This window comes from Rhizobium freirei PRF 81 (assembly GCF_000359745.1).
Lineage (GTDB): Bacteria > Pseudomonadota > Alphaproteobacteria > Rhizobiales > Rhizobiaceae > Rhizobium > Rhizobium freirei.
Genome location: NZ_AQHN01000011.1, coordinates 245,103 through 264,734, shown reverse-complemented (window position 1 = coordinate 264,734; position 19,632 = coordinate 245,103). Strand labels below are relative to the sequence as shown.

Genomic DNA, 19,632 nt, shown 5'->3' with positions numbered 1-19,632 from the left:
TCGCACGTTGCAGAGCGGAGATGCTTCGGTTACGATCGAAGTATGAAGGAAGGTCCAGACATAGCGCAGATCGGCTCGCTGATCGGCGATCCGGCAAGAGCGAACATATTGACGGCGCTGATGGGCGGCCGCGCGCTCACGGCGACGGAACTGGCGGCTGCGGCCGGCGTAACCCTGCAGACGGCCAGTGCCCATCTTGCCAAGCTCGAAGCGGGCAGCCTGCTGGCACAGCGCAAGCAGGGTCGCCACCGTTATTTCACGCTGGCTGACGACCGCGTTGGCAAGCTGCTCGAGGGCATCATGGGCTTTGCCGCAAGCCGCGGGCATCTGCGCCATCGCCCCGGCCCGAAGGAACCGGCCTTGCGCAAGGCACGCATCTGCTACGACCATCTGGCCGGCGATTATGGCGTGCGCATGCTCGACAGCCTGGTTGAGGCCGGCGCTATTTCCGTCATGGGAGAAGGCCTGAACCTGACGGCCCGGGGCGAAAAGCATTTGGGATCGATAGGCATCGATGTTTCCGGGCTGCGGTCGAGCCGCCGCCCGCTTTGCCGGTCCTGCCTGGATTGGAGCGAGCGGCGCGCGCATCTGGCCGGCAGCCTCGGCAAGGCATTGCTTTCGAACTTCTTCGACAAGGGTTGGGCGCGGCGAACCGAAAACAGCCGCTCGATCTTCTTCACGCCCGAGGGCGAGCGCCGTTTCCTGGCGCTCTTTCCCCTTGAGATAGGCGATGGCAAGCCGAAACCTGAACTGGACGAAAAGCACTAGGGCGCCCTCACCCCACACTGAAGCCATGAGCCGCTCTATCTCATTGTTTTTCCGAAATACGGACGGATAAGTCGAGCACGTCAACGCGAGATCTTCGCGTGCGGCCCGCATTTCGGCGACCGCACATACCTCCTCGAAATCGAGAGAGACGACGCAACCGACATCACGTCTGTCAGGCGTTTCGACCTTTTCGCTAATTGCAGTCCAGCCATGCCCGCCAACTGGTTGAGCTTTGTCGGCGTATCGTGTAAAGGCCGACGGTCGTTTTTCAGAGCATGTCCCGAAATACCAGTGGTTTTCCTGGAGCGTGCCGAACCCAGCCACATCAAGGGCAGCAATTTTCATGAGCAATGGCTTCGATCTCATCATCTTCGACTGTGACGGCGTTCTGGTCGATTCGGAAATCATCGCAGCAGAGGTCGAGTCGAAGTTGCTGACCGATGCGGGCTACCCGATCAGCACCGAGGAAATGGGCGAGCGCTTCGCCGGCATGACATGGCGCAACATCCTGTTCGAAGTCGAGCGTGAGGCCAGCATCCCGCTCTCGGCTTCGTTGCTCGACAAATCAGAGGCCCTGCTCGATCTGAAGCTCGCCAAGGATGTTCAGGCGATCCCCGGCGTGCCGGGTGCGCTTTCGCGACTGCCGATGCCGCGCTGCATCTGCTCGAATTCCAGCTCCGCCCGCCTCGACATGATGCTGACGAAGGTCGGCTACATCAACCTGTTTGCGCCGCATATCTACTCCGCCAAAGACCTCGGCGCCGACCGGGTGAAGCCCAAGCCGGACATCTTCCTGCACGGTGCCAAGCAGATGAACGTCAGCCCGGCCAATACGATCGTCGTCGAGGATTCGATTCACGGCGTCCAGGCGGCGCGTGCCGCCGGCATGCGCGTCATCGGCTTCACCGGCGCATCGCACACCTATCCTTCTCACGCCGACCGTCTAACCGATGCCGGCGCCGAAACCGTGATCAGCCGCATGACAGACCTGCCGGGCGTCGTCATGGCGCTCGCCGAATGGGAAGGCGTCCTCTAAGACCGATTGCCTCAACGGCCTAAAAGAAAAGGCCCCGCTGATCGGCGGGGCCTTTTCTTTTCAACTTTTCGCGGCCGAGCGCCTCTGCGCAGCGGCCACGATCGAATATTTTAGTGGCGCTTCTTGCGTACCGGTTTTGCGCCCTTCACAGGCTTCTGCGGTCCCTGGTCGAAGCCGATCTGCACGATCGTAAAGCCACCGGAGCCGCCGGCAACCTGGATATCGTCGTCGCTAAAGAGGAACTGCGCGGTGGTCTCGCCCGGCGGGATCTCGGCGACATAGTTGAAGGTCTTGCTGTAAAGGGCGTTGTCGTTGTCCATGACGGCGACGTGGATCGGCAGGGTCACCTTGCCAGAACTGCCCATCGGACCGGCAACCAGACGCCCCTGCGCTACGACATGAATGCCGAGGCTGGTGCCATCGCTCGTGCACTGGCGGGTCGCCTCTGCCAAGGAGGCCTGGTAGGTCAGTTGCTTCGGATCGTCCTTGGCGCCCTTGGCGTAGGTGCGATAGACCGAGTTCTCGTCGAGGATGGTCGCCTGGGGGCATTTGCCGGCGACATAGGCCTGACCACCCGTCGGCGTGGCGCTCGGAGCGCCGGCTTGCGGCGCAACGGTTACATCCGTTGCCGGCTGCTTGTCATTGTTGCCGCCGATACCCAGAGTGCTGCAACCCGTCAGCAATGCCAGAAGCGAAACGGAGAAAAGACGACGCGAAACCTTGCCAAACACTATTATTCCACCCTCTCCATATATTTCACATTATCGGCCTGCAGCCTGTCAAACGGGCCTTTTATGACACTTGGCGATGGTCTATACCAGCGACGCAGCGAAAAATCGATTGGGTAGACACCGTTTTGGCTCACTTTTCGAGATCGACAGATTGCCAGAAACAGCCGCCACTTGGCGCCGATCCCACGCGCCTTGCGCAAACGCGAAAACCACGCGGCTGATCCGACGCAAAAAGACAGGCCACCGTCGCTTCGTTCATCTACCCTCTCAATCGATCACTCAGGCAATTTTGCGACCAAAGGAATTCTAAACCGTGGACTACATTTCAACGCGGGGAGAAGCCCCTGCCCTTGGCTTCTGCGACGCCCTCCTGGCCGGTCTTGCTCGCGATGGCGGGCTCTATGTTCCTCGTGAATGGCCGACGCTGACGAAAAAGGAAATCCGTGCCTTTCGCGGCAAGAGCTACCAGGAGGTCGCTTTCGCCGTCCTGTCGCCCTTTACCAATGGCGAGATCCCGGCGGATGTCTTCCGCGGCATGATCGACGACGCCTACGCCACCTTCCGTCATCCAGCCGTGGCGCCGCTTGTCCAGACCGGACCGAACAGCTTCGTCATGGAGCTCTTCCACGGCACGACGCTCGCCTTCAAGGACGTTGCCATGCAGCTGCTTGCGCGGCTGATGGACTATGCGCTGGAAAAGCGCGGACAACGGGCAACCATTGTCGGCGCCACGTCGGGCGATACCGGCGGTGCGGCGATCGACGCCTTTGCCGGCCGCGAACGCACCGACATCTTCATCCTTTTCCCGCATGGCAAGGTCTCGCCGGTCCAGCAGCGCCAGATGACCACGTCGACGGCGGCGAACGTTCATGCACTGGCGGTCAAGGGCAATTTCGACGATTGCCAGAACCTCGTCAAAGCCATGTTCAACGATGCCGCCTTCCGCGACAAGGTCAGGCTGTCCGGCGTCAATTCGATCAACTGGGCGCGAATCATGGCGCAGGTGGTCTACTACTTCACCACAGCCGTCGCGCTCGGCGGCCCGGACCGGAAGATCTCGTTCACGGTGCCGACGGGCAATTTCGGCGATATTTTCGCCGGCTACGTCGCCAAGCGCATGGGCCTGCCGATCGAGCGTCTGGTCATCGCCACCAACGAGAACGATATCCTTGCGCGCTTGCTGAAGACCGGCCGCTACGAAATGCGCGAAGTGAAGGCCACCACTTCGCCGTCGATGGATATCCAGATCTCCTCGAACTTCGAACGGCTGCTCTTCGAAGCCAACGGCCGCGATGCCTCCAAGGTGCGCGCCGCCATGGAGAGCCTGAAGCAGTCGAACGGCTTTTCGATTAGCGAAGAGGCTCAGAAGTTCATCAAGAAGGACTTCCGCGCTGGCCGCGCCAGCGAGAAGCAGGTGGCCGAGACCATTCGCAAGACGCTTGCAGATACGGGCTATCTGCTCGATCCGCATACGGCGATCGGCGCCTTCGTCGCCGAGAAGAACGAGCGCGCGACGAGCCCGATGGTGACGCTCGCCACCGCGCATCCCGCAAAATTCCCTGCCGCAGTAAAATCCGCATCCGGTATTGACCCGGCGCTTCCGACGTGGCTTGCTGGCTTGATGACCAGGGAGGAGCGTTTCGACATTCTCGATCCGGAGCTTAAGGCCGTTGAAGACTTTATCGGCAAGCGCGCCCGGGCCGGCGAATAACAGACGCGGAAAGACAGGCGATGACAGTGGAGTGCACCCGGCTTGCGTCCGGGCTGACAGTAGCGACCCAATCGATGCCACACCTCGAAAGCGTGGCACTCGGCGTTTGGATCAAGTCGGGTTCGCGTAACGAGACCGAGGCAGAACACGGGATCGCCCATCTGCTCGAGCATATGGCGTTCAAGGGCACGGCGCGGCGCAGCGCCCGGCAGATCGCCGAGGAGATCGAGAATGTCGGCGGCGAAGTCAACGCCGCCACTTCGACCGAAACCACCTCTTATTATGCCCGCGTATTGAAGGACCATGTGCCGCTCGCCGTCGATATTCTTGCCGATATCCTGACCGAGTCCGCTTTCGAAGACGAAGAACTGGCGCGCGAAAAGCAGGTCATCCTACAGGAAATCAACGCTGCGAACGACACGCCCGACGACGTGGTCTTCGACAAGTTTTCCGAGGTCGCCTATCGCGGCCAGACGCTCGGCCGCGCCATCCTCGGCACGCCGGAGACCGTCGTCTCCTTCTCGCCGGAACAGATTCGCCACTATCTCGACCGCAACTATACGACCGACCGCATGTTCGTCGTGGCAGCCGGCGCAGTCGATCACGAAAGCTTCGTGCGTCAGGTCGAGGAGCGTTTCGCCAGCCTGCCGACGAAACCGTCCGTACCGCCCGTTATCGAGCCTGCCCGCTATATCGGCGGCAATATCCGCGAGACGCGCGACCTGATGGATGCGCAGATCCTGCTCGGCTTCGAAGGCCGTGCCTATCACACGCGCGACTTTTACTGTTCGCAGATCCTCGCCAATATTCTCGGCGGCGGCATGTCTTCGCGCCTCTTCCAGGAAGTGCGCGAGTTCCGCGGCCTTTGCTATTCGGTCTATGCCTTCCACTGGGGCTTCTCCGATACCGGCATCTTCGGCATTCATGCGGCGACCGGCGGCGAGAACCTGCCGGAATTGCTGCCCGTCATCGTGAGCGAGCTGCGAAAATCGTCCCACGACATCCAGCAGCAGGAAATCGAGCGCGCTCGCGCCCAGATCCGCGCGCAGCTGCTGATGGGCCAGGAAAGCCCGGCCGCCCGCGCCGGACAGGTCGCACGGCAGATGATGCTTTATGGTCGGCCCATCCCGAACCAGGAGATGCTGGAGCGCCTGGAAGGCATCACGATCGACCGGCTGACGGATCTTGCCGGCCGGCTGTTCTTCGATACAGTACCGACGCTTTCGGCGATCGGGCCGCTGGAACAGCTTGCACCGATGGAAGACATCGTCACGTCGCTGTCGTCACCCGCGCCTGCCTCCAAAAGCGCGAGCGGCTAGGGGCACGCCGCAAGCCAATGGGTTCAATTCTCGGGGGAGTGCTTGGCGGCATGCAAAAATCTGTCTTTCGGTTTCTCTCACGTCATCCGGACGCGGTTGAACTCGAAGACGACACATATTTGCTGCGACTGCCGCGCTATTCCGATTTCAACCAGTGGCACAGGCTGAGGGCCGAAAGCCGGCGCTTTCTGGAACCCTGGGAGCCGACATGGCGGCATGACGAGCTGACGGAGGGCGCCTACCGGGCGCGTATCATCAGGGGCAAGCAGGAATATAATTCCGGCCAAGCCATACCGCTCTTCATATTTCTGAGGGAAAACATGACGCTGGTTGGCGGCATCACGATCGGCTATATTCGCCGCGGTGCTGCACAGAGCTGCATGATCGGATATTGGATGGGCGAGCGCTATTCCGGTCAGGGCCACATGTTCGCCGCACTTCAGTTGGTTATACCCTATATCTTTTCCGGACTTGAGTTGCACCGTATTGAAGCAGCCTGTATTCCGGATAACGAGCGTAGCATGCGGCTTTTGGAAAAAGCCGGTTTCCAGCGGGAAGGTCATTTGCGCGGTTATCTTAAAATCAACGGTCAGTGGCGCGACCATGTGATGTTTTCAAGGCTGGCAGCCGACGCCGGCCCGAATCAAAGCAACGACCAGCGATGATCGCCGGATTCATGCAGACGAGGCTCATGGCCGGGCAGCTACGCGCGCTGATCGCAGCGCTTGCTGCCACCATGCTGTTGCTGATTGCCGGAATCGCGCACGCAGCCGAGCCCGTGAAGATTTCGCGCGACGATACCGCTCTAGATCTGACGGCGACGACGGAAATCTACACGAACCAAGGTGAAGCGTTCCAGGTTTCGACCGCTGCCGGCGCCGACGGCATTCGCCGACGCATCGAGGTCCGATCGTCTTCAGCGAACCACCAGGGCGACTGGGCGGTTTTTGCGCTGGCCAACGTTTCCGAAGAGCAGCTCGAGCGCGTCATCGTCGCCCCGCATTTCCGCCTGGTGAATTCCAAGGTGTTCTGGCCCGATCTTGGTTCGCAGCGCATCGTCGCGATCACGCCGAGCGAAGGCTTTGCGCTCGACCGACAGCCAAGCGACGAGGCGGACGTTTTCCGCATCACGCTGAACCCCGGCGCCGTCGTCACCTTCGTTGCCGAACTTTCGTCCCCGAACCTGCCGCAGCTCTATCTCTGGGAACCGAATGCTTACAAAGACACGGTCAACGCCTTCACGCTCTATCGCGGCATCGTGCTCGGCATCGCCGGCCTGCTGGCGGTGTTCCTGACCATCCTTTTCGTGGTCAAGGGGACCTCGATGCTGCCGGCGACGGCGGCACTTGCCTGGGCGGTGCTTGGCTATATCTGCGTGGACTTCGGCTTCCTCGGCAAGCTTATCAGCATAACGTCCAGCGATCAGCGAATATGGCGCGCCTGTGCGGAGGTGGCGCTCGCGTCGAGCCTTGTGATCTTCCTGTTCACCTATCTCAATCTCAATCGCTGGCATGCCCATCTCGGCTATGTGACGCTCGCCTGGGTCCTCGGTCTTGCCCTGCTCTTCGGCGTGGCGATCTACGATCCGTCGATTGCGGCCGGTATCGCGCGGCTATCGCTGGCGCTGACGGCAACGGCTGGCCTGCTGCTCATCATCTATCTCGGCTTCAGCCGTTATGACCGCGCCATCCTGCTCGTGCCCGCCTGGGCGTTGATCCTCGTCTGGCTGTTCGGGGCCTGGATGACGGTCATGGGCAAACTCGACAACGACATTATCCAGCCGGCACTCGGCGGCGGCCTCGTGCTGATCGTACTCTTGATCGGTTTCACCGTCATGCAGCATGCCTTTGCCGGCGGCGCCTTCCAGCAAGGCCTGTTCTCGGATCTGGAGCGGCAATCCCTGGCGCTCACCGGCTCCGGCGACACCGTCTGGGACTGGGACGTGGCGCGCGACCGCGTCGTGACGACGCCCGATATCTCGATGAAGCTCGGCCTTTCGCCCGGCACCATGCATGGCGCGGCGCGCAACTGGCTGCCGCGGCTGCACCCCGACGACCGCGATCGTTTCCGCGCTACGCTCGATGTGCTTTTGGAGCATCGGCGCGGCCGGCTGAACCACGAATTCCGCATTCGCGCGGAGGATGGGCACTTCCACTGGCTGTCGATCCGCGCCCGACCGGTGCTTGGGTCGAACGGCGAGATCATCCGCTGCGTCGGCACCATCGTCGATATCACCGAGCAGAAGAATTCGGTTGAACGGCTGTTGCATGATGCAGTCCACGACAATTTGACCGGACTGCCGAACCGCCAGGTCTTCCTCGACCGCCTGCAGTCCGTTCTGACGCTCGCATCCGATGGAAATCAGTTGCGGCCGACAGTCATGGTCATCGACATCGACCGCTACAAGCTTGTCAACGACACGCTCGGGGTTGCAGCAGGCGACAATATCCTGATTGCGCTGACCAGACGCCTTCGCCGGCTGATGAAACCCCAGGATACGCTGGCACGCCTTTCGGGCGACCAGTTCGGTCTCATCCTTGTGTCCGAACGCGATCCGGCCAAGGTCGCCGACTTTGCCGATGCGATCAGCAAGGCGATCATGGTGCCGATTAATTTTGCCAATCGCGAAATCATCCTGACCGCATCGGTCGGCCTGACATCATGGGTCGACCAGCAGGAAAATGCAGCCGGTATGCTAAGCGACGCTGAACTTGCCATGTACCGCGCCAAGCGCGCCGGCGGAAATCGCGTCGAGCCGTTCCAGCCGGCCTTCCGCAGCTTCGGCACCGATCGGCTGCAGCTCGAAACAGACCTGCGCCGCGCCGTCGAGCGCAAGGAACTTTCGCTCGTCTATCAGCCGATCGTCCGGCTGGAAGATGCTGAGGTCGCGGGCTTCGAGGCGCTGATGCGCTGGGAGCATCCGAAGCGCGGCAATATTCCGCCGTCGGAATTCATCCCGATCGCCGAAGCTTCCGACATCATTGGCCCGCTCGGCATGTTCGCCTTGGAGCAGGCAACCAACGATCTGAAGGCATGGCAGCGACAGACCGGCGACCTGCCGCTGTTCGTCTCCATCAACCTTTCCAGCGTCCAGCTGCTCAACAACGAGCTTTACGACGATATCCGCGCCCTGCTCGCCAAGACCCATTGCGATCCGCACCGGATCAAGCTGGAGCTGACGGAATCGCAGGTGATGGAGAATCCGGAACAAGCGCGGCTCGTGCTTGACAAGCTGCGCGACGCCGGCATCGGCCTGGCGCTCGACGATTTCGGCACCGGCTATTCCTCGCTGGCCTATCTCACCCGTTTCCCCTTCGACACCATCAAGCTCGACAAGGCGATGGTCCGCGACGACAGCGACAAGAAGGCGGTGCTGCTGCGCTCGGTCATTTCCATGGCGCGCGAACTCAACATGCGGGTCGTTGCCGAAGGCATCGAATCCGAAGAGGACGCGCTTGAGCTTGCCAAGATCGGCTGCACCTACGGCCAGAGCTTCATCTTCGGCCCGCCGATGGGGTCGGATTCGGTGATCAGGCTGCTCAAGGAACGCTTTCCGCTGACGAGGCGCGCTTAGATGACAGTCCTCGCCTGAGGCGACGGGACATCATGCGGTTTCAATCAGCTCGCGGATATGGTCGAGCTTTCCGACCACCGGCGGCGAGAGGATAAAGGGGTAAGAATCCGATTGCCCCATGCTGCGCTGGATAGAATTGATCGCCACGCTCAACGGGATCCAGGCTTTGACGAGCTGTTCGGCGCTTTCGGCTTTATATGGATCGAAATCCACTTCTACGGCCATGTCGTGATAGCGATAGGGATCGATCGCCAGACCGAAGGAACGCGCCGTTTCCAGCGTGTCGACGATATGCAGATAATGCGCGAAGCATTCGGCAAAGTCCTCCCAGGGATGGGAGCTTGCATAGGCGCTGATGAAGCTTTCCTGCCAGTTCGCAGGCGGGCCGTTATCATAATGTGCTTGAAGCGCCAGGCCATAATCGGCACGCTCGTCGCCGAAGACGGAACGAAAGGCATCGAACTGGCCGCGGTCGCGGACCAGCTTGTTCCAGATGAAATGCCCGGTCTCGTGGCGGAAGTGACCGAGCAATGTGCGGTAAGGCTCGTTCATCGAGGTGCGCGCCTGTTCGCGCGTCACATCGTCAGCCTCGGCGGCACGAATGGCGATCAGCCCTTCCTCGTGGCCGGTCATGGCCGGGACGACCGTGTTGCCCTGTACCTCATCCTCCAGGAAATCAAACACCAGCCCGCCTTGGGGATCCTCCATCCGATCGGGAGGCGGCAGATTCCAGCGCAGAAGGGAATAGAATAAATGACGCTGCGCCTGCCCGATGCGTCGCCAGCGATCTATGCCCTGCTCCGTGTCGGTGTTCGGCACGAGGCGATTGTGACGACAGGCGGTGCAATAGGGCTGCGGATCGCCCGCATCGATCAGCCAGTTGCAGATGTCGAGCTCCGCATTGGCGCAGAAACGGGCGTGCTGCTCCGGTTCGGAGACGAGATGCCATGTCGAACCGTCATCGGCTTCCAATGCAAAGATCGCCAGGCGATCCGGAACGAAGCCGAGCTGATGACCGCAGCGGATACATTGCCTATTGTCGAAATGCACAGGCTGACCGCAATGGTCGCAGGTGAAAAGCCGCATGCTCTCCTCGCAAAATATGTCGGCCACGGCAAAGAGCCTGCCACGTTTCCGTAACAGGCTCTTCCTCCCAGCATCCGCTGCGACAATGTCAACTCAAACGGCGCAGCGAGGACGGATTGGCAAATACGAGCAGCCGGTCACATCCGATCGACGGCGCCCTTGACCTTATCCTTGGCCTTGCCGACGGCGGTCCGCATCTTGCCCTTGGCTTGCCGGGCGGCACCCTTGGCGCGCATTTCCTTGTCGTTCGTCGCCTTGCCGGCCATTTGCTTGGCCTTGCCGGCAATTTCATTCACCTTGCCAGATACCTTGTCGGTCGTGCTGCTCATGTCTACGCCTCCTTGGCTGGCACGGCGGTATTGCCGTTGCTGCTTCCTGGAAACGTGACGAATGCTATTTCGTTCCGAAATGGCTCAGCTGTGACCCGCATGCGGCGACAGCATCGCGGCATTGATTCCCATCAGGGCCAAGGCACGTTCATACTTGTTGTCGAGGCTGCGATCGAAGATCAGTTCCTCCTTTGCCGGGCAATTCAGCCAGCCATTGTTGCCGATCTCCGCCTCGAGCTGCCCAGCCCCCCAGCCGGCATAGCCGAGTAGCATAGTGGCCCGTTTCGGGCCGCTTCCCTTGGAGATGGCCCGCACGATGTCCAGTGTCGCGGTCAGGCTGATATCGTCGCTGACCGGAATACTGCTGTCGCTGAGATAGTCGTCGGAATGCAGAACGAAGCCGCGGCCGCTTTCGACCGGACCGCCTGTCTGGATCGGGAAATCCCTGGCGTCCGCCGGAAGGACGATGGCATCGTCGTCCTTGATCATGTCGAGATGCAAAAGGACGTCCGTGAATGTCAACTTCTGCGGCCGGTTAATGACAAAGCCCATGGCCCCGGCATCGGAATGCGCGCAAATGTAAATGACCGTCCGATTGAAGTTCCGATCTTCCATGCCGGGCATAGCGATCAGGAACTGACCGTCAAGAAAACCTCTTTCGCGTCTATTCTTCAGCGTCGATAGGGACATCGTGCCTCCTGACCGCAGTTCATAAATGCACCGCTAAAAACAAGATGGGGCAATGTCATAAATCAATCAACTGAAAATGATCATTTCTTGTTTATGCGGCGCTGGCTCCATTGCGCCCGATCCGTTAAATCCTGTTTTCATGATCGGATTTGCCACCTTCACCCGCCTCTCGACCCTATCGGCCGCAGCGCTTGCCGTCCCTCTTTGCCTCGGCCTTCCCGCCCATGCCGCGATGAGCGATTGGGTTGATAACCAGGGCGGCCGCATGCGCCTTGTGGCGCTGGCGCCGGACGCGCAGGGCCACATCCGCGCCGCTCTGCAGATCGAACCGCAGCCCGGCTGGATCACTTATTGGCGCGAACCGGGCCAGAGCGGAATTCCGCCGCAGGTTACCCTCAAGCCCGAAAGCAGGGTCACGTTGGAGAAGGCCGGCTATCCCATTCCCAAGCAGATCATCGTCGGTAACATCCATGAGATCGGCTACGACGCGCCGGTAACGCTGCCGCTCGATTTCAAGGTCGAGGGCAAGCCGCCGGAAAAGCTGGAATTGACCGCCTTCATCGGCCTCTGCAAAGAGATCTGCATCCCGTTCCAGGCGGAATATTCCCTGTCGCTGGCGGCGGGCGAGCAACCAACGGCACATGAGTTGGCCCTGTTGGACGCGGCAAACGCGTCGCTGCCGCAGGCGCCATCCTCCGATTTCACCGTTCAGAGCCACAGCCTTTCGGCGGATGCTCAAAGCCTCTCGCTGCATCTCACCTTGCCGGAAGCGGCCGGAGCTGACCCGGCGGTCTATGTCACCGGACCTGCGGGCTATGTGTTCTTCCAGCAGGCGAATGCGAAGCGGGAAGGCACCGCCTACTCCACCGATATTGCCATCGGCAAGCTGCCGAAGAACTACGATATCAAGGGCAAGACCTGGGGCGTTCTGGTCGTCGACGGCGACCGCGCCATGGAAACCACCCTTGCGTTCAAATAGGCCGGATCTATAGTTCCGCCCGATAATTTCCGTCCAATCGGAGGCGGTTCAAGCGCCCCCGAAATCCTGTCCCAAGGAGAGAGCCATGACCATCGCAATCGGCGATAAACTGCCTGCCGCCACCTTCAAGGAAAAGACCGCCGACGGCCCGGTCGAGATCAGCACCGAGCAGCTCTTTGCCGGCAAGCGTGTCGTGCTCTTCGCCGTTCCCGGCGCCTTCACGCCAACCTGCTCGCTCAACCATTTGCCGGGCTATCTGGAAAATCGCGACGCCATCCTTGCCAAGGGTGTCGACGACATCGCCGTCATTTCTGTCAACGACTGGCATGTGATGGGCGCCTGGGCGCAATCCTCGGGCGGTATGGGCAAGATCCACTTCCTCGCCGACTGGGACGGCTCCTTCGCCAAGGCGCTCGGCCTCGATATCGATCTCTCCGCAGGTGGCCTCGGCGTCCGCTCCAAGCGCTATTCCATGCTGGTGGAAGACGGCGTGGTGAAGACGCTGAACATCGAGGAAAGCCCCGGCCAGGCGACGGTTTCCGGCGCTGCGACGATGATCGAGCAGCTGTAAGATTATTTAGCTGGAAAATGTAGAGCGCCTTAGAGGCGCTCTTTGTTTATTCTTCTCCGTTGAAATGGGTATCGAAATCGCGATGTCCTTCGAGCACATTCAAAACCTCGAAAGCATCATCGATATAGCGGAAGAAGATCACGTAACCACGGAAGGCGAAATTGCGCATATCATCTCTCAGCTCCGACCGCGGGCGACCCATTTGACCCGGCAAGGCCGCAAGATTTGCGCACTTTTGGCGTAGTTGGCCAGTGAACTGCAAAGCGACCTTTTGGCTGCCGCTTTGGTGCGTTATGAATACGAGAATATCAAGGATGTTATCTTGCGCCGCGGCTGTGTAGCGAAGCCGAGGCACTCAATGGCCTTCCTTTGCCAGTTCAGCAGCCCTGGCTTCCAAAGCGGCACCAAGCTCCTCGTCAGATATGTCGCCCCCCGCGAGCGATCGATGCCTCTAGAGTGAGCCGTAAAGCTGCCATTTTCGCTTCACGCTCCTCCACGAGCCGCAGGCCTTCCCGCACAACTTCGCTGGCGGAGCTATAACGGCCTTCTTCCACGGTTTTCTCAACGAATTTTTCCCAGCGCTCGCCGATAGAAACATTCATAGGCGCCTCCCTTGCAGGCCGATCCGGCGACCTAATAACAAATAATGCATCATATATAGCATCAACGACACAAAGCGCCAATCACCGGTGCTCAACGACCATCAATCCGCCATTCGCCTCTTTTTCGCCGCATTTCATCGGCTACAACATGTAATGTTATTACATAATCGGAAGCCCCCCGAAATGCCCTTTGATCGTGATCCCTTCGCGTCCTCCCTGATGGGGCGCTCCGCCTTGATGCGCCTTGCCTATGTCGCCGTCGGCATAGCAGTGCTTTGGGCGGTCATCGGCTGGGCGGTGGCCTTGGCATGAGCGACCTGATCCGCCTTCGCAACCTCACCGTCACCTACGAACGTCACCCGGCCGTGCACCATATTTCGGGCGGCTTTGCCGCCGGCAGCCTGACGGCGATCGCCGGGCCGAACGGCGCCGGCAAATCGACCCTTCTGAAAGCAATTGTCGGCGAATTGCGGCCGGCCGAGGGGTCGATCGATCGCGGCGCGCTAGCACGCAATGATTTCGGCTACCTGCCACAGGCGGCCGATATCGTCAGACGCTTTCCGATTTCCGTCGCCGATACCGTCATGCTCGGCGCCTGGAAGAGCGCCGGCGCTTTCGGCCGGTTTTCGCGCAAGGATGCAGAGCGGGCGCGCGATGCGCTTGACGTCGTCGGGCTCTCCGGCTTCGAAAACAGGCATATCGGTTCGCTTTCGGCCGGCCAGTTCCAGCGCGTGCTCTTCGCACGGCTGCTGCTGCAGGACGCACGCGTCATCCTGCTCGACGAACCCTTCACCGCCATCGATCAGCGCACGACGCGCGACCTGCTCGACCTCGTCCTACGCTGGAACAGGGAAGGACGCACCGTCATCACCGTGCTGCATGATTTCGAGCAGGTGCGCGCGCATTTTCCCGAGACGCTGCTGCTTGCCCGCGAACTCGTCGGCTGGGGCAAGACGCGGGAGGTGATGAGCCCCGCCAACCTCGTCAAGGCACGCGCGATGGCCGAACGCTGGGACGAGGCGGCCGAAGAATGCTTAACCGAGGATGAGCAGGACAACCGCAACGTGGCGAAGCGGGAGCCGGCGGAATGAGCCTTTACGACATCTTCCTTGCGCCGTTTGCCGATTATGGCTTCATGCGGCGTGCGCTGATCGCCTGCCTGTGCCTCGGCCTTGGGTCCGGCCCGATCGGCGTCTTCCTGATGCTCAGGCGCATGAGCCTGATGGGTGACGCCATGAGCCATGCCGTCTTGCCGGGGGCCGCGATCGGCTATCTCATCGCCGGCTCGCTGTCACTGACGGCCATGGGGCTTGGCGGGCTGATTGCCGGCCTTTCGGTGGCGCTTCTTTCCGGCCTCGTCAGCCGCATGACGGTGCTGCAGGAAGATGCGAGCTTTGCCAGCTTCTATCTGACTTCGCTGGCGCTCGGCGTTCTCATCGTGTCGCTGCGCGGCTCCAATATCGATCTGCTGCATGTGCTCTTCGGCACCATTCTCGCAATCGATGCGCCGGCCCTCTACCAGATCGGCGCGATCACGACCCTCACGCTGCTGGCGCTCGCCGTCATCTACCGGCCGCTCGTCATGGAATGTTTCGATCCCGGCTTCCTTCGTGCCGTCGGCGGCCGCGGGCCTGTCTATCATTTCCTCTTCCTTCTGCTGGTCGTGCTTAACCTCGTCGCCAGCTTCCAGGCGCTTGGCACGCTGATGGCCGTCGGGCTGATGATGCTGCCGGCGGCCGTCGCTCAGCTCTGGTCGCGCAGCCTGCCTGCGATGATGGCGATCGCCACGGCAACGGCGACGGCTTCCGGCTATATCGGGCTTATCGCCTCCTACCATCTCGAATTTGCGTCGGGGCCAACCATCATCATCACCGCAAGCCTGATCTACGGCTTCTCCATCCTCTTCGCACCCTCGGGCCTTGCCCGGCGGTTCTTCCCCCGTCCCCATCTCCGGGGCTAATCCGAACAAGGAGACTCGCATGAACAAACAGAGACTGCTTCTCTCAGCCGCTGCGGCAGCCTTCGTCGCCTTCGGCGTCGCCGGCCCGGCTTCGGCCGAGACACTCAATGTCGTCGCTTCCTTCACCGTGCTTGCCGATGTCGTCAAGCATGTCGGCGGCGACCATGTGAAAGTTTCGAGCCTCGTCGGCCCGAACGGCGACCCCCATGAATTCGAGCCTTCGCCTGCCGACGCCAAGACGCTGAATGCGGCAAAAGTCGTGTTCGTCAGCGGCGAAGGCCTGGAAGGCTGGATGGACCGGCTGATCACCGCATCGGGTTACAAGGGAACGCCCGTCGTCACCTCGGACGGCATCAATATGCGCACCATGGTCGATGACGGCAAGACCGTCACCGATCCGCATGTGTGGAACAGCCCCGTCAACGTGAAGGTCTGGGTCGCCAATATCGAGAAGGCTCTGTCCGCTGCCGATCCGGCCGACGCGGCCGATTTCAAGGCCAATGCCGAACGCTACACCAAGGTGCTGACCGAGCTTGACGCCTACGCGCACAGCAAGTTCGACAAGATCCCCGAAGACCGCCGCAAGGTGCTGACCAGCCACGACGCCTTCGGCTATTTCGGCCGCGAATACAAGGTCAGCTTCCTCGCCCCGCTCGGCTTCTCGACGGAAACGGAGGCCTCTGCCGCCAATGTCGCCAAGCTGATCGAGCAGATCAAAACCGAGCACGTGAAGGCTTATTTCTTCGAAAACTCGAACGATCCCCGCCTCGTCAAGCAGGTTGCCAAGGCGACCGGCGCCGAGCCCGGCGGTGAGCTCTACGTGGAATCGCTGTCAAAGGCCAACGGACCGGCTTCGACTTACGAAAAGATGTTCCGTTATAACGTTGATCAGATGGCTGCGGCGATGGCGAAGTCGAGCTAAGCCTGGAGCAAGTCCAGGAAAACTGCGTAGCGGTTTTCCTTCAGGACTTGCGTGAAAATAAAGAGATAGAGCGGTTCAGAGACTCCATGAAAAGCTGAACCGCTCCAGAATCGAGCAAGCGGCGACAAACCGGGTCGCAGGACTGTTTCACCTGCGACCTGCCTGCCTGAAGCCACTCTGCTTAGATATTGAGATCGAAGACGAGAATGCCAGCCAGGCCGCCATCGGTCGAAGAGACGATCCGCTCGCCGACGGCGACATGATCTGGATGGACGAGATAGGCATCGCGCGCTTCCGGGCTCTCGAATGTCACGGCAAAGCCATCGACGAAACCGCCATGCAGCCCCTCCGGCGAAACATTCGGCCCATATTTCACATCGACGATGCCGGGAATGACCTTTTGCAAGGCGACGACGGATTCGAAGAGCGCCCTCTTCTCCTCCTGTGTCATGGCGGATTTGAGCCGAAGAAAAACGCAATGCAGGATCATGAGTCAGCCTCCCTGGGTGTCGGGGGCAGCATAGAGGGAAAGGAGGATGGGGCAAGATGGGGGGTGGTGATGTTTGGTTTTTTTGGTGATCGCCTACCATGACTGCTTTCGGCCCATTGCAGCCGTTCGAGGTCGATCCAAGAGACGTTCGGTATGTGCTAGAATGCGGCCCGAAGGTGGAATGCGACAGACGCACTGCGAGTGACCGAACCGGAATTCGCGCGACTAAGAGCCGACGTTGTGCTCTTGGAAGGGGAGACGAGGACGATGCCGACACCACAGCAACCCAGCCTGATAGTTCGACAGAAATCCCCACCAAACATCGAGTTTCCGTTTGCGTCGCTCTCCGATTGGCTGATCCCGACCGAGCTGTTCTTCGTGCGAAACCATTTCCCGTCGCCGGACCTCGATGCGCGAGACTGGAGATTGCGCGTTGGCGGGGCGGTGGAGCGGCCGATCGAACTTGACCTCGACAGCATCAAGGCGATGCGGAGCACGACTTTGACCGCCGTCGTCGAGTGCGCAGGGAACGGGCGCGTCTACTATGAGCCGCCGAGGGAGGGGTTGCAGTGGCAGAACGGAGCCGTCGGCAATGCCGCGTGGACAGGTGTTCTTCTGCGCGAGATTTTGGAAATGGCGGGCGTCAAGCGAACCGCACGTGAGGTTCTGCTCGCAGGCGCCGACAGCGGCGTTGTCGACACGAACAAGAAAACGGCTTCTCCCGGCCCCATCGCTTTTGCGCGCAGTTTACCACTTGAGAAGGCCATCGCTGACAGCACGATCCTTGCCTATTCGATGAACGAAGAGCCGTTGACGCGCGATCACGGCTACCCGCTACGCGCGGTCGTGGGTGGCTGGTTCGGCATGGCTTGGGTCAAGTGGATCACGCATATCACGGTTGTGGAGCAACCGTTCCTTGGCTACTGGCAGGCGCGCGACTATTTCCGTTGGGAGCGCAGCCTCGGGGAACCCAGGCTGGTCCCCCTGGCGGAGATGGAGGTCAAAGCGCAGATCGCGCGTCCCGTACAGGGGGCACGTCTCATCGCCGGCCAACCGTACCGGATTTTCGGAGCCGCCTGGAGCGGAGAGGCTGCTATCCGGCAGGTACAGGTCTGCACCGGAGATGGCAGGGGCTGGCGCGAGGGAAGGCTCCTCGAAACAGAACATCCCTTTGCGTGGCGTTTGTGGGAGTACATATGGACCCCTGAAGAAGTGGGGCGATATATACTGCGATGTCGCGCGATCGATGGGGCGGGGTGCGTGCAGCCCGACCTCCAGCGTTCCGACTGCGAGAGCTACGCGGCCAATTGGATCGTTCCGGTGGAGGTTACGGTCGTTCCCGAGCCACAGACGTACGAGGAGGAATTCGTGATCTAATCACCCGCATGGGCGGAACGGCGGCTTTTGGCGCAAAGCGACTGTCCAAACATTGGCCCGCCGCCGCCTACTTCCGCTTAAACGGCTCCATCCCCTTGCGCGCCAGCTCATCCGCGCGCTCATTTTCGGGATGCCCGGCATGGCCCTTGACCCAATGCAGCGTCACCTTGTGCCTGTTATAGGCCTCGTCCAGCGCCTGCCACAGCTCGGCATTCTTCACCGGCTTCTTGTCCGATGTCTTCCAGCCGTTCCTCTTCCAGCCGAAGATCCATTTGGTGATGCCGTCCTTGACGTAGACGCTGTCGGTGTAGAGATCGACCTCGCAAGGGCTCTTCAGCGCTGACAGCGCCGAGATCGCCGCCATCAGTTCCATGCGGTTGTTGGTCGTCTCAGCCTCGCCGCCGGAGAGTTCCTTTTCCGCCTCGCCATAGCGAAGCACGGCGCCCCAGCCGCCGGGGCCGGGATTGCCGGAGCAGGCGCCGTCGGTAAAAATATCGACGTGCTTCATGCCTGCAGCCCGTATTCGGCTGATGAAGCGATCTGGCGGTGGAAGCGCAGCTTGCGCAGATATTCGATCGGGTCCTTCTTGGTAACCATCGCGCCGGCCGGCGTCGTCAGCCAGTCGTAGAGCCGCGTCAGGAAGAAGCGCAGCGCCGAGCCGCGCGCCAGCATCGGCAAGGCGGCGATTTCGGCCGGATTCAGCGGCCGTACGCTCTGATAGCCTTCGAGCAGCGCCTTGCCCTTGGTGATGTTATAGGCGTGATCCTTCTCGAAGCACCAGGCGTTGAGGCAGATCGAGACGTCGTAGGCGAGCTGATCGTTGCAGGCGAAATAGAAATCGATCAGGCCCGACAGCTTGTCGCCGAGGAAGAAGACATTGTCCGGGAAAAGATCGGCATGGATGACGCCTTCGGGCAAGTTCTTCGGCCAATGGCGCGCGAGGAAATCGAGCTCGCCGCGGATCTCGTCCTGCAAGCCGGCTTCGACTTCATCGGCACGGGCCTCGGACTTCTCCCAGAGACCCTGCCAGCCCTCGAGCGACAGTGCGTTCGGGCGGCGGATGGCGAAGCCTTCGCCGGCGATGTGCATGGCGGCGAGCGCCTTGCCGACCTCGCGGCAATGATGCGCCTCGGGCTTGCGAAGCCACATGCCCTCGAGGAAGGAGATCAGGGCGGCAGGGCGGCCGGAGAGATGGCCGAGCAATTCGCCGTCACGGCGCGGCAAAGGCAGCGGACAGGACAGGCCGCGGCTTGCCAGGTGCTGCATCAGCCCCAGGAAGAACGGCAGATCGCCCTTGTCGACGCGCTTCTCATAAAGCGTCAGGATGAGCGGATCGCGCGTCGTGTGCAGCAGGAAGTTCGAATTCTCGACGCCCTCGGCAATGCCCTTGTAGGAAAGCAATTCGCCGACCTCGTATTCCGTCAGGAACCACTTCAAATCGTCTTCAGTAATATCGGTATAAACAGCCACGAAATAATCCTGCGCTT

The 19,632-nt window shown here is 60.8% G+C and carries 22 protein-coding genes; 13 read left to right on the top strand and 9 right to left on the bottom strand.

Annotated elements, in window-relative coordinates:
* Positions 1 to 42: 42 nt before the first annotated feature.
* A complete protein-coding gene (locus RHSP_RS05250; RefSeq protein WP_004110116.1) occupies positions 43 to 768 on the top strand; it encodes an ArsR/SmtB family transcription factor in 726 nt (241 codons plus the stop codon).
* 343 nt (positions 769 to 1,111) lie between these two features.
* Complete coding sequence (locus tag RHSP_RS05245) at positions 1,112 to 1,804, top strand: HAD family hydrolase (RefSeq protein WP_004110113.1); 693 nt, start codon at positions 1,112 to 1,114, stop codon at positions 1,802 to 1,804.
* Between the two features lie 110 nt (positions 1,805 to 1,914).
* On the opposite strand, the gene RHSP_RS05240 is transcribed toward RHSP_RS05245, so the two are convergent.
* Positions 1,915 to 2,535 (bottom strand): hypothetical protein, encoded by a 621-nt coding sequence (locus tag RHSP_RS05240; protein ID WP_004110110.1) that lies wholly within the window; start codon positions 2,533 to 2,535, stop codon positions 1,915 to 1,917.
* A 313-nt stretch (positions 2,536 to 2,848) separates the two neighbouring features.
* Between RHSP_RS05240 and thrC the strand changes: the two genes are divergently transcribed.
* The 4 genes from thrC to RHSP_RS05220 are packed head-to-tail and all read left to right on the top strand — an operon-like array spanning position 2,849 to position 9,139.
* Positions 2,849 to 4,246, top strand: coding sequence for a threonine synthase (thrC, locus tag RHSP_RS05235; protein WP_037149711.1), 1,398 nt, complete (start codon positions 2,849 to 2,851; stop codon positions 4,244 to 4,246).
* Between the two features lie 20 nt (positions 4,247 to 4,266).
* Positions 4,267 to 5,565 carry a M16 family metallopeptidase gene (locus RHSP_RS05230; protein WP_004110103.1) on the top strand — a complete coding sequence of 433 codons (1,299 nt, stop codon included), beginning with the start codon at positions 4,267 to 4,269 and terminating at the stop codon, positions 5,563 to 5,565.
* A gap of 50 nt (positions 5,566 to 5,615) precedes the next feature.
* Positions 5,616 to 6,230, top strand: coding sequence for a GNAT family N-acetyltransferase (locus tag RHSP_RS05225; RefSeq protein WP_037149708.1), 615 nt, complete (start codon positions 5,616 to 5,618; stop codon positions 6,228 to 6,230).
* Positions 6,227 to 9,139 (top strand): sensor domain-containing phosphodiesterase, encoded by a 2,913-nt coding sequence (locus tag RHSP_RS05220; protein ID WP_004110099.1) that lies wholly within the window; start codon positions 6,227 to 6,229, stop codon positions 9,137 to 9,139. The genes RHSP_RS05225 and RHSP_RS05220 overlap by 4 nt, the downstream gene beginning before the upstream one ends.
* Before the next feature lie 30 nt (positions 9,140 to 9,169).
* Here the strand turns inward: RHSP_RS05220 and RHSP_RS05215 are convergent, their stop codons facing one another.
* The 3 genes from RHSP_RS05215 to RHSP_RS05205 all read right to left on the bottom strand — a co-directional run bounded on the left by RHSP_RS05215 (position 9,170) and on the right by RHSP_RS05205 (position 11,244).
* Positions 9,170 to 10,225, bottom strand: coding sequence for a zinc-binding metallopeptidase family protein (locus tag RHSP_RS05215; RefSeq protein ID WP_037149704.1), 1,056 nt, complete (start codon positions 10,223 to 10,225; stop codon positions 9,170 to 9,172).
* Between the two features lie 137 nt (positions 10,226 to 10,362).
* The gene (locus tag RHSP_RS05210; RefSeq protein WP_037149700.1) at positions 10,363 to 10,554 is read right to left on the bottom strand and encodes a CsbD family protein; all 192 of its coding nucleotides are present in this window, start codon (positions 10,552 to 10,554) and stop codon (positions 10,363 to 10,365) included.
* A gap of 84 nt (positions 10,555 to 10,638) precedes the next feature.
* Entirely contained in the window at positions 10,639 to 11,244 is a 606-nt protein-coding gene (locus RHSP_RS05205; protein ID WP_004110094.1) for a YqgE/AlgH family protein, read from the bottom strand.
* A gap of 139 nt (positions 11,245 to 11,383) precedes the next feature.
* Here RHSP_RS05205 and RHSP_RS05200 point away from each other — a divergent pair, with 139 nt between their 5' ends.
* Positions 11,384 to 12,223: a protein-disulfide reductase DsbD domain-containing protein gene (locus tag RHSP_RS05200; RefSeq protein ID WP_037149789.1), complete on the top strand. Its 840-nt coding sequence runs from the start codon at positions 11,384 to 11,386 to the stop codon at positions 12,221 to 12,223.
* 85 nt (positions 12,224 to 12,308) lie between these two features.
* Positions 12,309 to 12,794 carry a peroxiredoxin gene (locus RHSP_RS05195; protein ID WP_004110090.1) on the top strand — a complete coding sequence of 162 codons (486 nt, stop codon included), beginning with the start codon at positions 12,309 to 12,311 and terminating at the stop codon, positions 12,792 to 12,794.
* A 46-nt stretch (positions 12,795 to 12,840) separates the two neighbouring features.
* Here RHSP_RS05195 and RHSP_RS05190 read toward each other — a convergent pair whose 3' ends face one another.
* Positions 12,841 to 13,149 carry a type II toxin-antitoxin system RelE/ParE family toxin gene (locus RHSP_RS05190; RefSeq protein ID WP_004110088.1) on the bottom strand — a complete coding sequence of 103 codons (309 nt, stop codon included), beginning with the start codon at positions 13,147 to 13,149 and terminating at the stop codon, positions 12,841 to 12,843.
* A gap of 61 nt (positions 13,150 to 13,210) precedes the next feature.
* Complete coding sequence (locus tag RHSP_RS05185) at positions 13,211 to 13,396, bottom strand: type II toxin-antitoxin system ParD family antitoxin (RefSeq protein WP_338059877.1); 186 nt, start codon at positions 13,394 to 13,396, stop codon at positions 13,211 to 13,213.
* 183 nt (positions 13,397 to 13,579) lie between these two features.
* Between RHSP_RS05185 and RHSP_RS35825 the strand changes: the two genes are divergently transcribed.
* From RHSP_RS35825 to RHSP_RS05170, 4 genes are read left to right on the top strand one after another with little or no spacing between them, the layout of a single operon-like run.
* Positions 13,580 to 13,708 carry a hypothetical protein gene (locus tag RHSP_RS35825; protein WP_276307807.1) on the top strand — a complete coding sequence of 43 codons (129 nt, stop codon included), beginning with the start codon at positions 13,580 to 13,582 and terminating at the stop codon, positions 13,706 to 13,708.
* Positions 13,705 to 14,487, top strand: coding sequence for a metal ABC transporter ATP-binding protein (locus tag RHSP_RS05180; RefSeq protein ID WP_004110086.1), 783 nt, complete (start codon positions 13,705 to 13,707; stop codon positions 14,485 to 14,487). Before RHSP_RS35825 ends, RHSP_RS05180 begins: the two co-directional genes overlap by 4 nt.
* The gene (locus RHSP_RS05175) at positions 14,484 to 15,356 is read left to right on the top strand and encodes a metal ABC transporter permease (protein ID WP_004110084.1); all 873 of its coding nucleotides are present in this window, start codon (positions 14,484 to 14,486) and stop codon (positions 15,354 to 15,356) included. Before RHSP_RS05180 ends, RHSP_RS05175 begins: the two co-directional genes overlap by 4 nt.
* A 19-nt stretch (positions 15,357 to 15,375) precedes the next feature.
* Positions 15,376 to 16,278: a metal ABC transporter solute-binding protein, Zn/Mn family gene (locus RHSP_RS05170; RefSeq protein WP_004110077.1), complete on the top strand. Its 903-nt coding sequence runs from the start codon at positions 15,376 to 15,378 to the stop codon at positions 16,276 to 16,278.
* Between the two features lie 181 nt (positions 16,279 to 16,459).
* Here RHSP_RS05170 and RHSP_RS05165 read toward each other — a convergent pair whose 3' ends face one another.
* Positions 16,460 to 16,768: a Dabb family protein gene (locus RHSP_RS05165; protein WP_004110075.1), complete on the bottom strand. Its 309-nt coding sequence runs from the start codon at positions 16,766 to 16,768 to the stop codon at positions 16,460 to 16,462.
* A 267-nt stretch (positions 16,769 to 17,035) separates the two neighbouring features.
* Between RHSP_RS05165 and RHSP_RS05160 the strand changes: the two genes are divergently transcribed.
* The gene (locus RHSP_RS05160) at positions 17,036 to 18,145 is read left to right on the top strand and encodes a sulfite oxidase (protein WP_004110072.1); all 1,110 of its coding nucleotides are present in this window, start codon (positions 17,036 to 17,038) and stop codon (positions 18,143 to 18,145) included.
* 67 nt (positions 18,146 to 18,212) lie between these two features.
* Here RHSP_RS05160 and rnhA read toward each other — a convergent pair whose 3' ends face one another.
* Together rnhA and RHSP_RS05150 are read right to left on the bottom strand one after the other, a co-directional pair.
* Complete coding sequence (gene rnhA / locus RHSP_RS05155) at positions 18,213 to 18,653, bottom strand: ribonuclease HI (RefSeq protein WP_004110070.1); 441 nt, start codon at positions 18,651 to 18,653, stop codon at positions 18,213 to 18,215.
* Positions 18,650 to 19,615 (bottom strand): homoserine kinase, encoded by a 966-nt coding sequence (locus RHSP_RS05150; RefSeq protein WP_004110068.1) that lies wholly within the window; start codon positions 19,613 to 19,615, stop codon positions 18,650 to 18,652. Before RHSP_RS05150 ends, rnhA begins: the two co-directional genes overlap by 4 nt.
* Between the last annotated feature and the right edge of the window lie 17 nt (positions 19,616 to 19,632).

What these genes read in the sequence shown, in the direction of transcription:
- rnhA (WP_004110070.1), bottom strand. Translation starts at nt 18,653, where the DNA reads ATGAAGCACGTCGATATTTTTACCGACGGCGCCTGCTCCGGCAATCCC.
- RHSP_RS35825 (WP_276307807.1), top strand. Translation starts at nt 13,580, where the DNA reads ATGCCCTTTGATCGTGATCCCTTCGCGTCCTCCCTGATGGGGCGCTCC.
- RHSP_RS05215 (WP_037149704.1), bottom strand. Translation starts at nt 10,225, where the DNA reads ATGCGGCTTTTCACCTGCGACCATTGCGGTCAGCCTGTGCATTTCGAC.
- RHSP_RS05210 (WP_037149700.1), bottom strand. Translation starts at nt 10,554, where the DNA reads ATGAGCAGCACGACCGACAAGGTATCTGGCAAGGTGAATGAAATTGCC.
- RHSP_RS05250 (WP_004110116.1), top strand. Translation starts at nt 43, where the DNA reads ATGAAGGAAGGTCCAGACATAGCGCAGATCGGCTCGCTGATCGGCGAT.
- RHSP_RS05185 (WP_338059877.1), bottom strand. Translation starts at nt 13,396, where the DNA reads ATGAATGTTTCTATCGGCGAGCGCTGGGAAAAATTCGTTGAGAAAACC.
- RHSP_RS05230 (WP_004110103.1), top strand. Translation starts at nt 4,267, where the DNA reads ATGACAGTGGAGTGCACCCGGCTTGCGTCCGGGCTGACAGTAGCGACC.
- RHSP_RS05165 (WP_004110075.1), bottom strand. Translation starts at nt 16,768, where the DNA reads ATGATCCTGCATTGCGTTTTTCTTCGGCTCAAATCCGCCATGACACAG.
- RHSP_RS05225 (WP_037149708.1), top strand. Translation starts at nt 5,616, where the DNA reads ATGCAAAAATCTGTCTTTCGGTTTCTCTCACGTCATCCGGACGCGGTT.
- RHSP_RS05205 (WP_004110094.1), bottom strand. Translation starts at nt 11,244, where the DNA reads ATGTCCCTATCGACGCTGAAGAATAGACGCGAAAGAGGTTTTCTTGAC.
- RHSP_RS05200 (WP_037149789.1), top strand. Translation starts at nt 11,384, where the DNA reads ATGATCGGATTTGCCACCTTCACCCGCCTCTCGACCCTATCGGCCGCA.
- RHSP_RS05170 (WP_004110077.1), top strand. Translation starts at nt 15,376, where the DNA reads ATGAACAAACAGAGACTGCTTCTCTCAGCCGCTGCGGCAGCCTTCGTC.
- RHSP_RS05195 (WP_004110090.1), top strand. Translation starts at nt 12,309, where the DNA reads ATGACCATCGCAATCGGCGATAAACTGCCTGCCGCCACCTTCAAGGAA.
- RHSP_RS05180 (WP_004110086.1), top strand. Translation starts at nt 13,705, where the DNA reads ATGAGCGACCTGATCCGCCTTCGCAACCTCACCGTCACCTACGAACGT.
- RHSP_RS05175 (WP_004110084.1), top strand. Translation starts at nt 14,484, where the DNA reads ATGAGCCTTTACGACATCTTCCTTGCGCCGTTTGCCGATTATGGCTTC.
- RHSP_RS05160 (WP_004110072.1), top strand. Translation starts at nt 17,036, where the DNA reads ATGCCGACACCACAGCAACCCAGCCTGATAGTTCGACAGAAATCCCCA.
- RHSP_RS05245 (WP_004110113.1), top strand. Translation starts at nt 1,112, where the DNA reads ATGAGCAATGGCTTCGATCTCATCATCTTCGACTGTGACGGCGTTCTG.
- RHSP_RS05220 (WP_004110099.1), top strand. Translation starts at nt 6,227, where the DNA reads ATGATCGCCGGATTCATGCAGACGAGGCTCATGGCCGGGCAGCTACGC.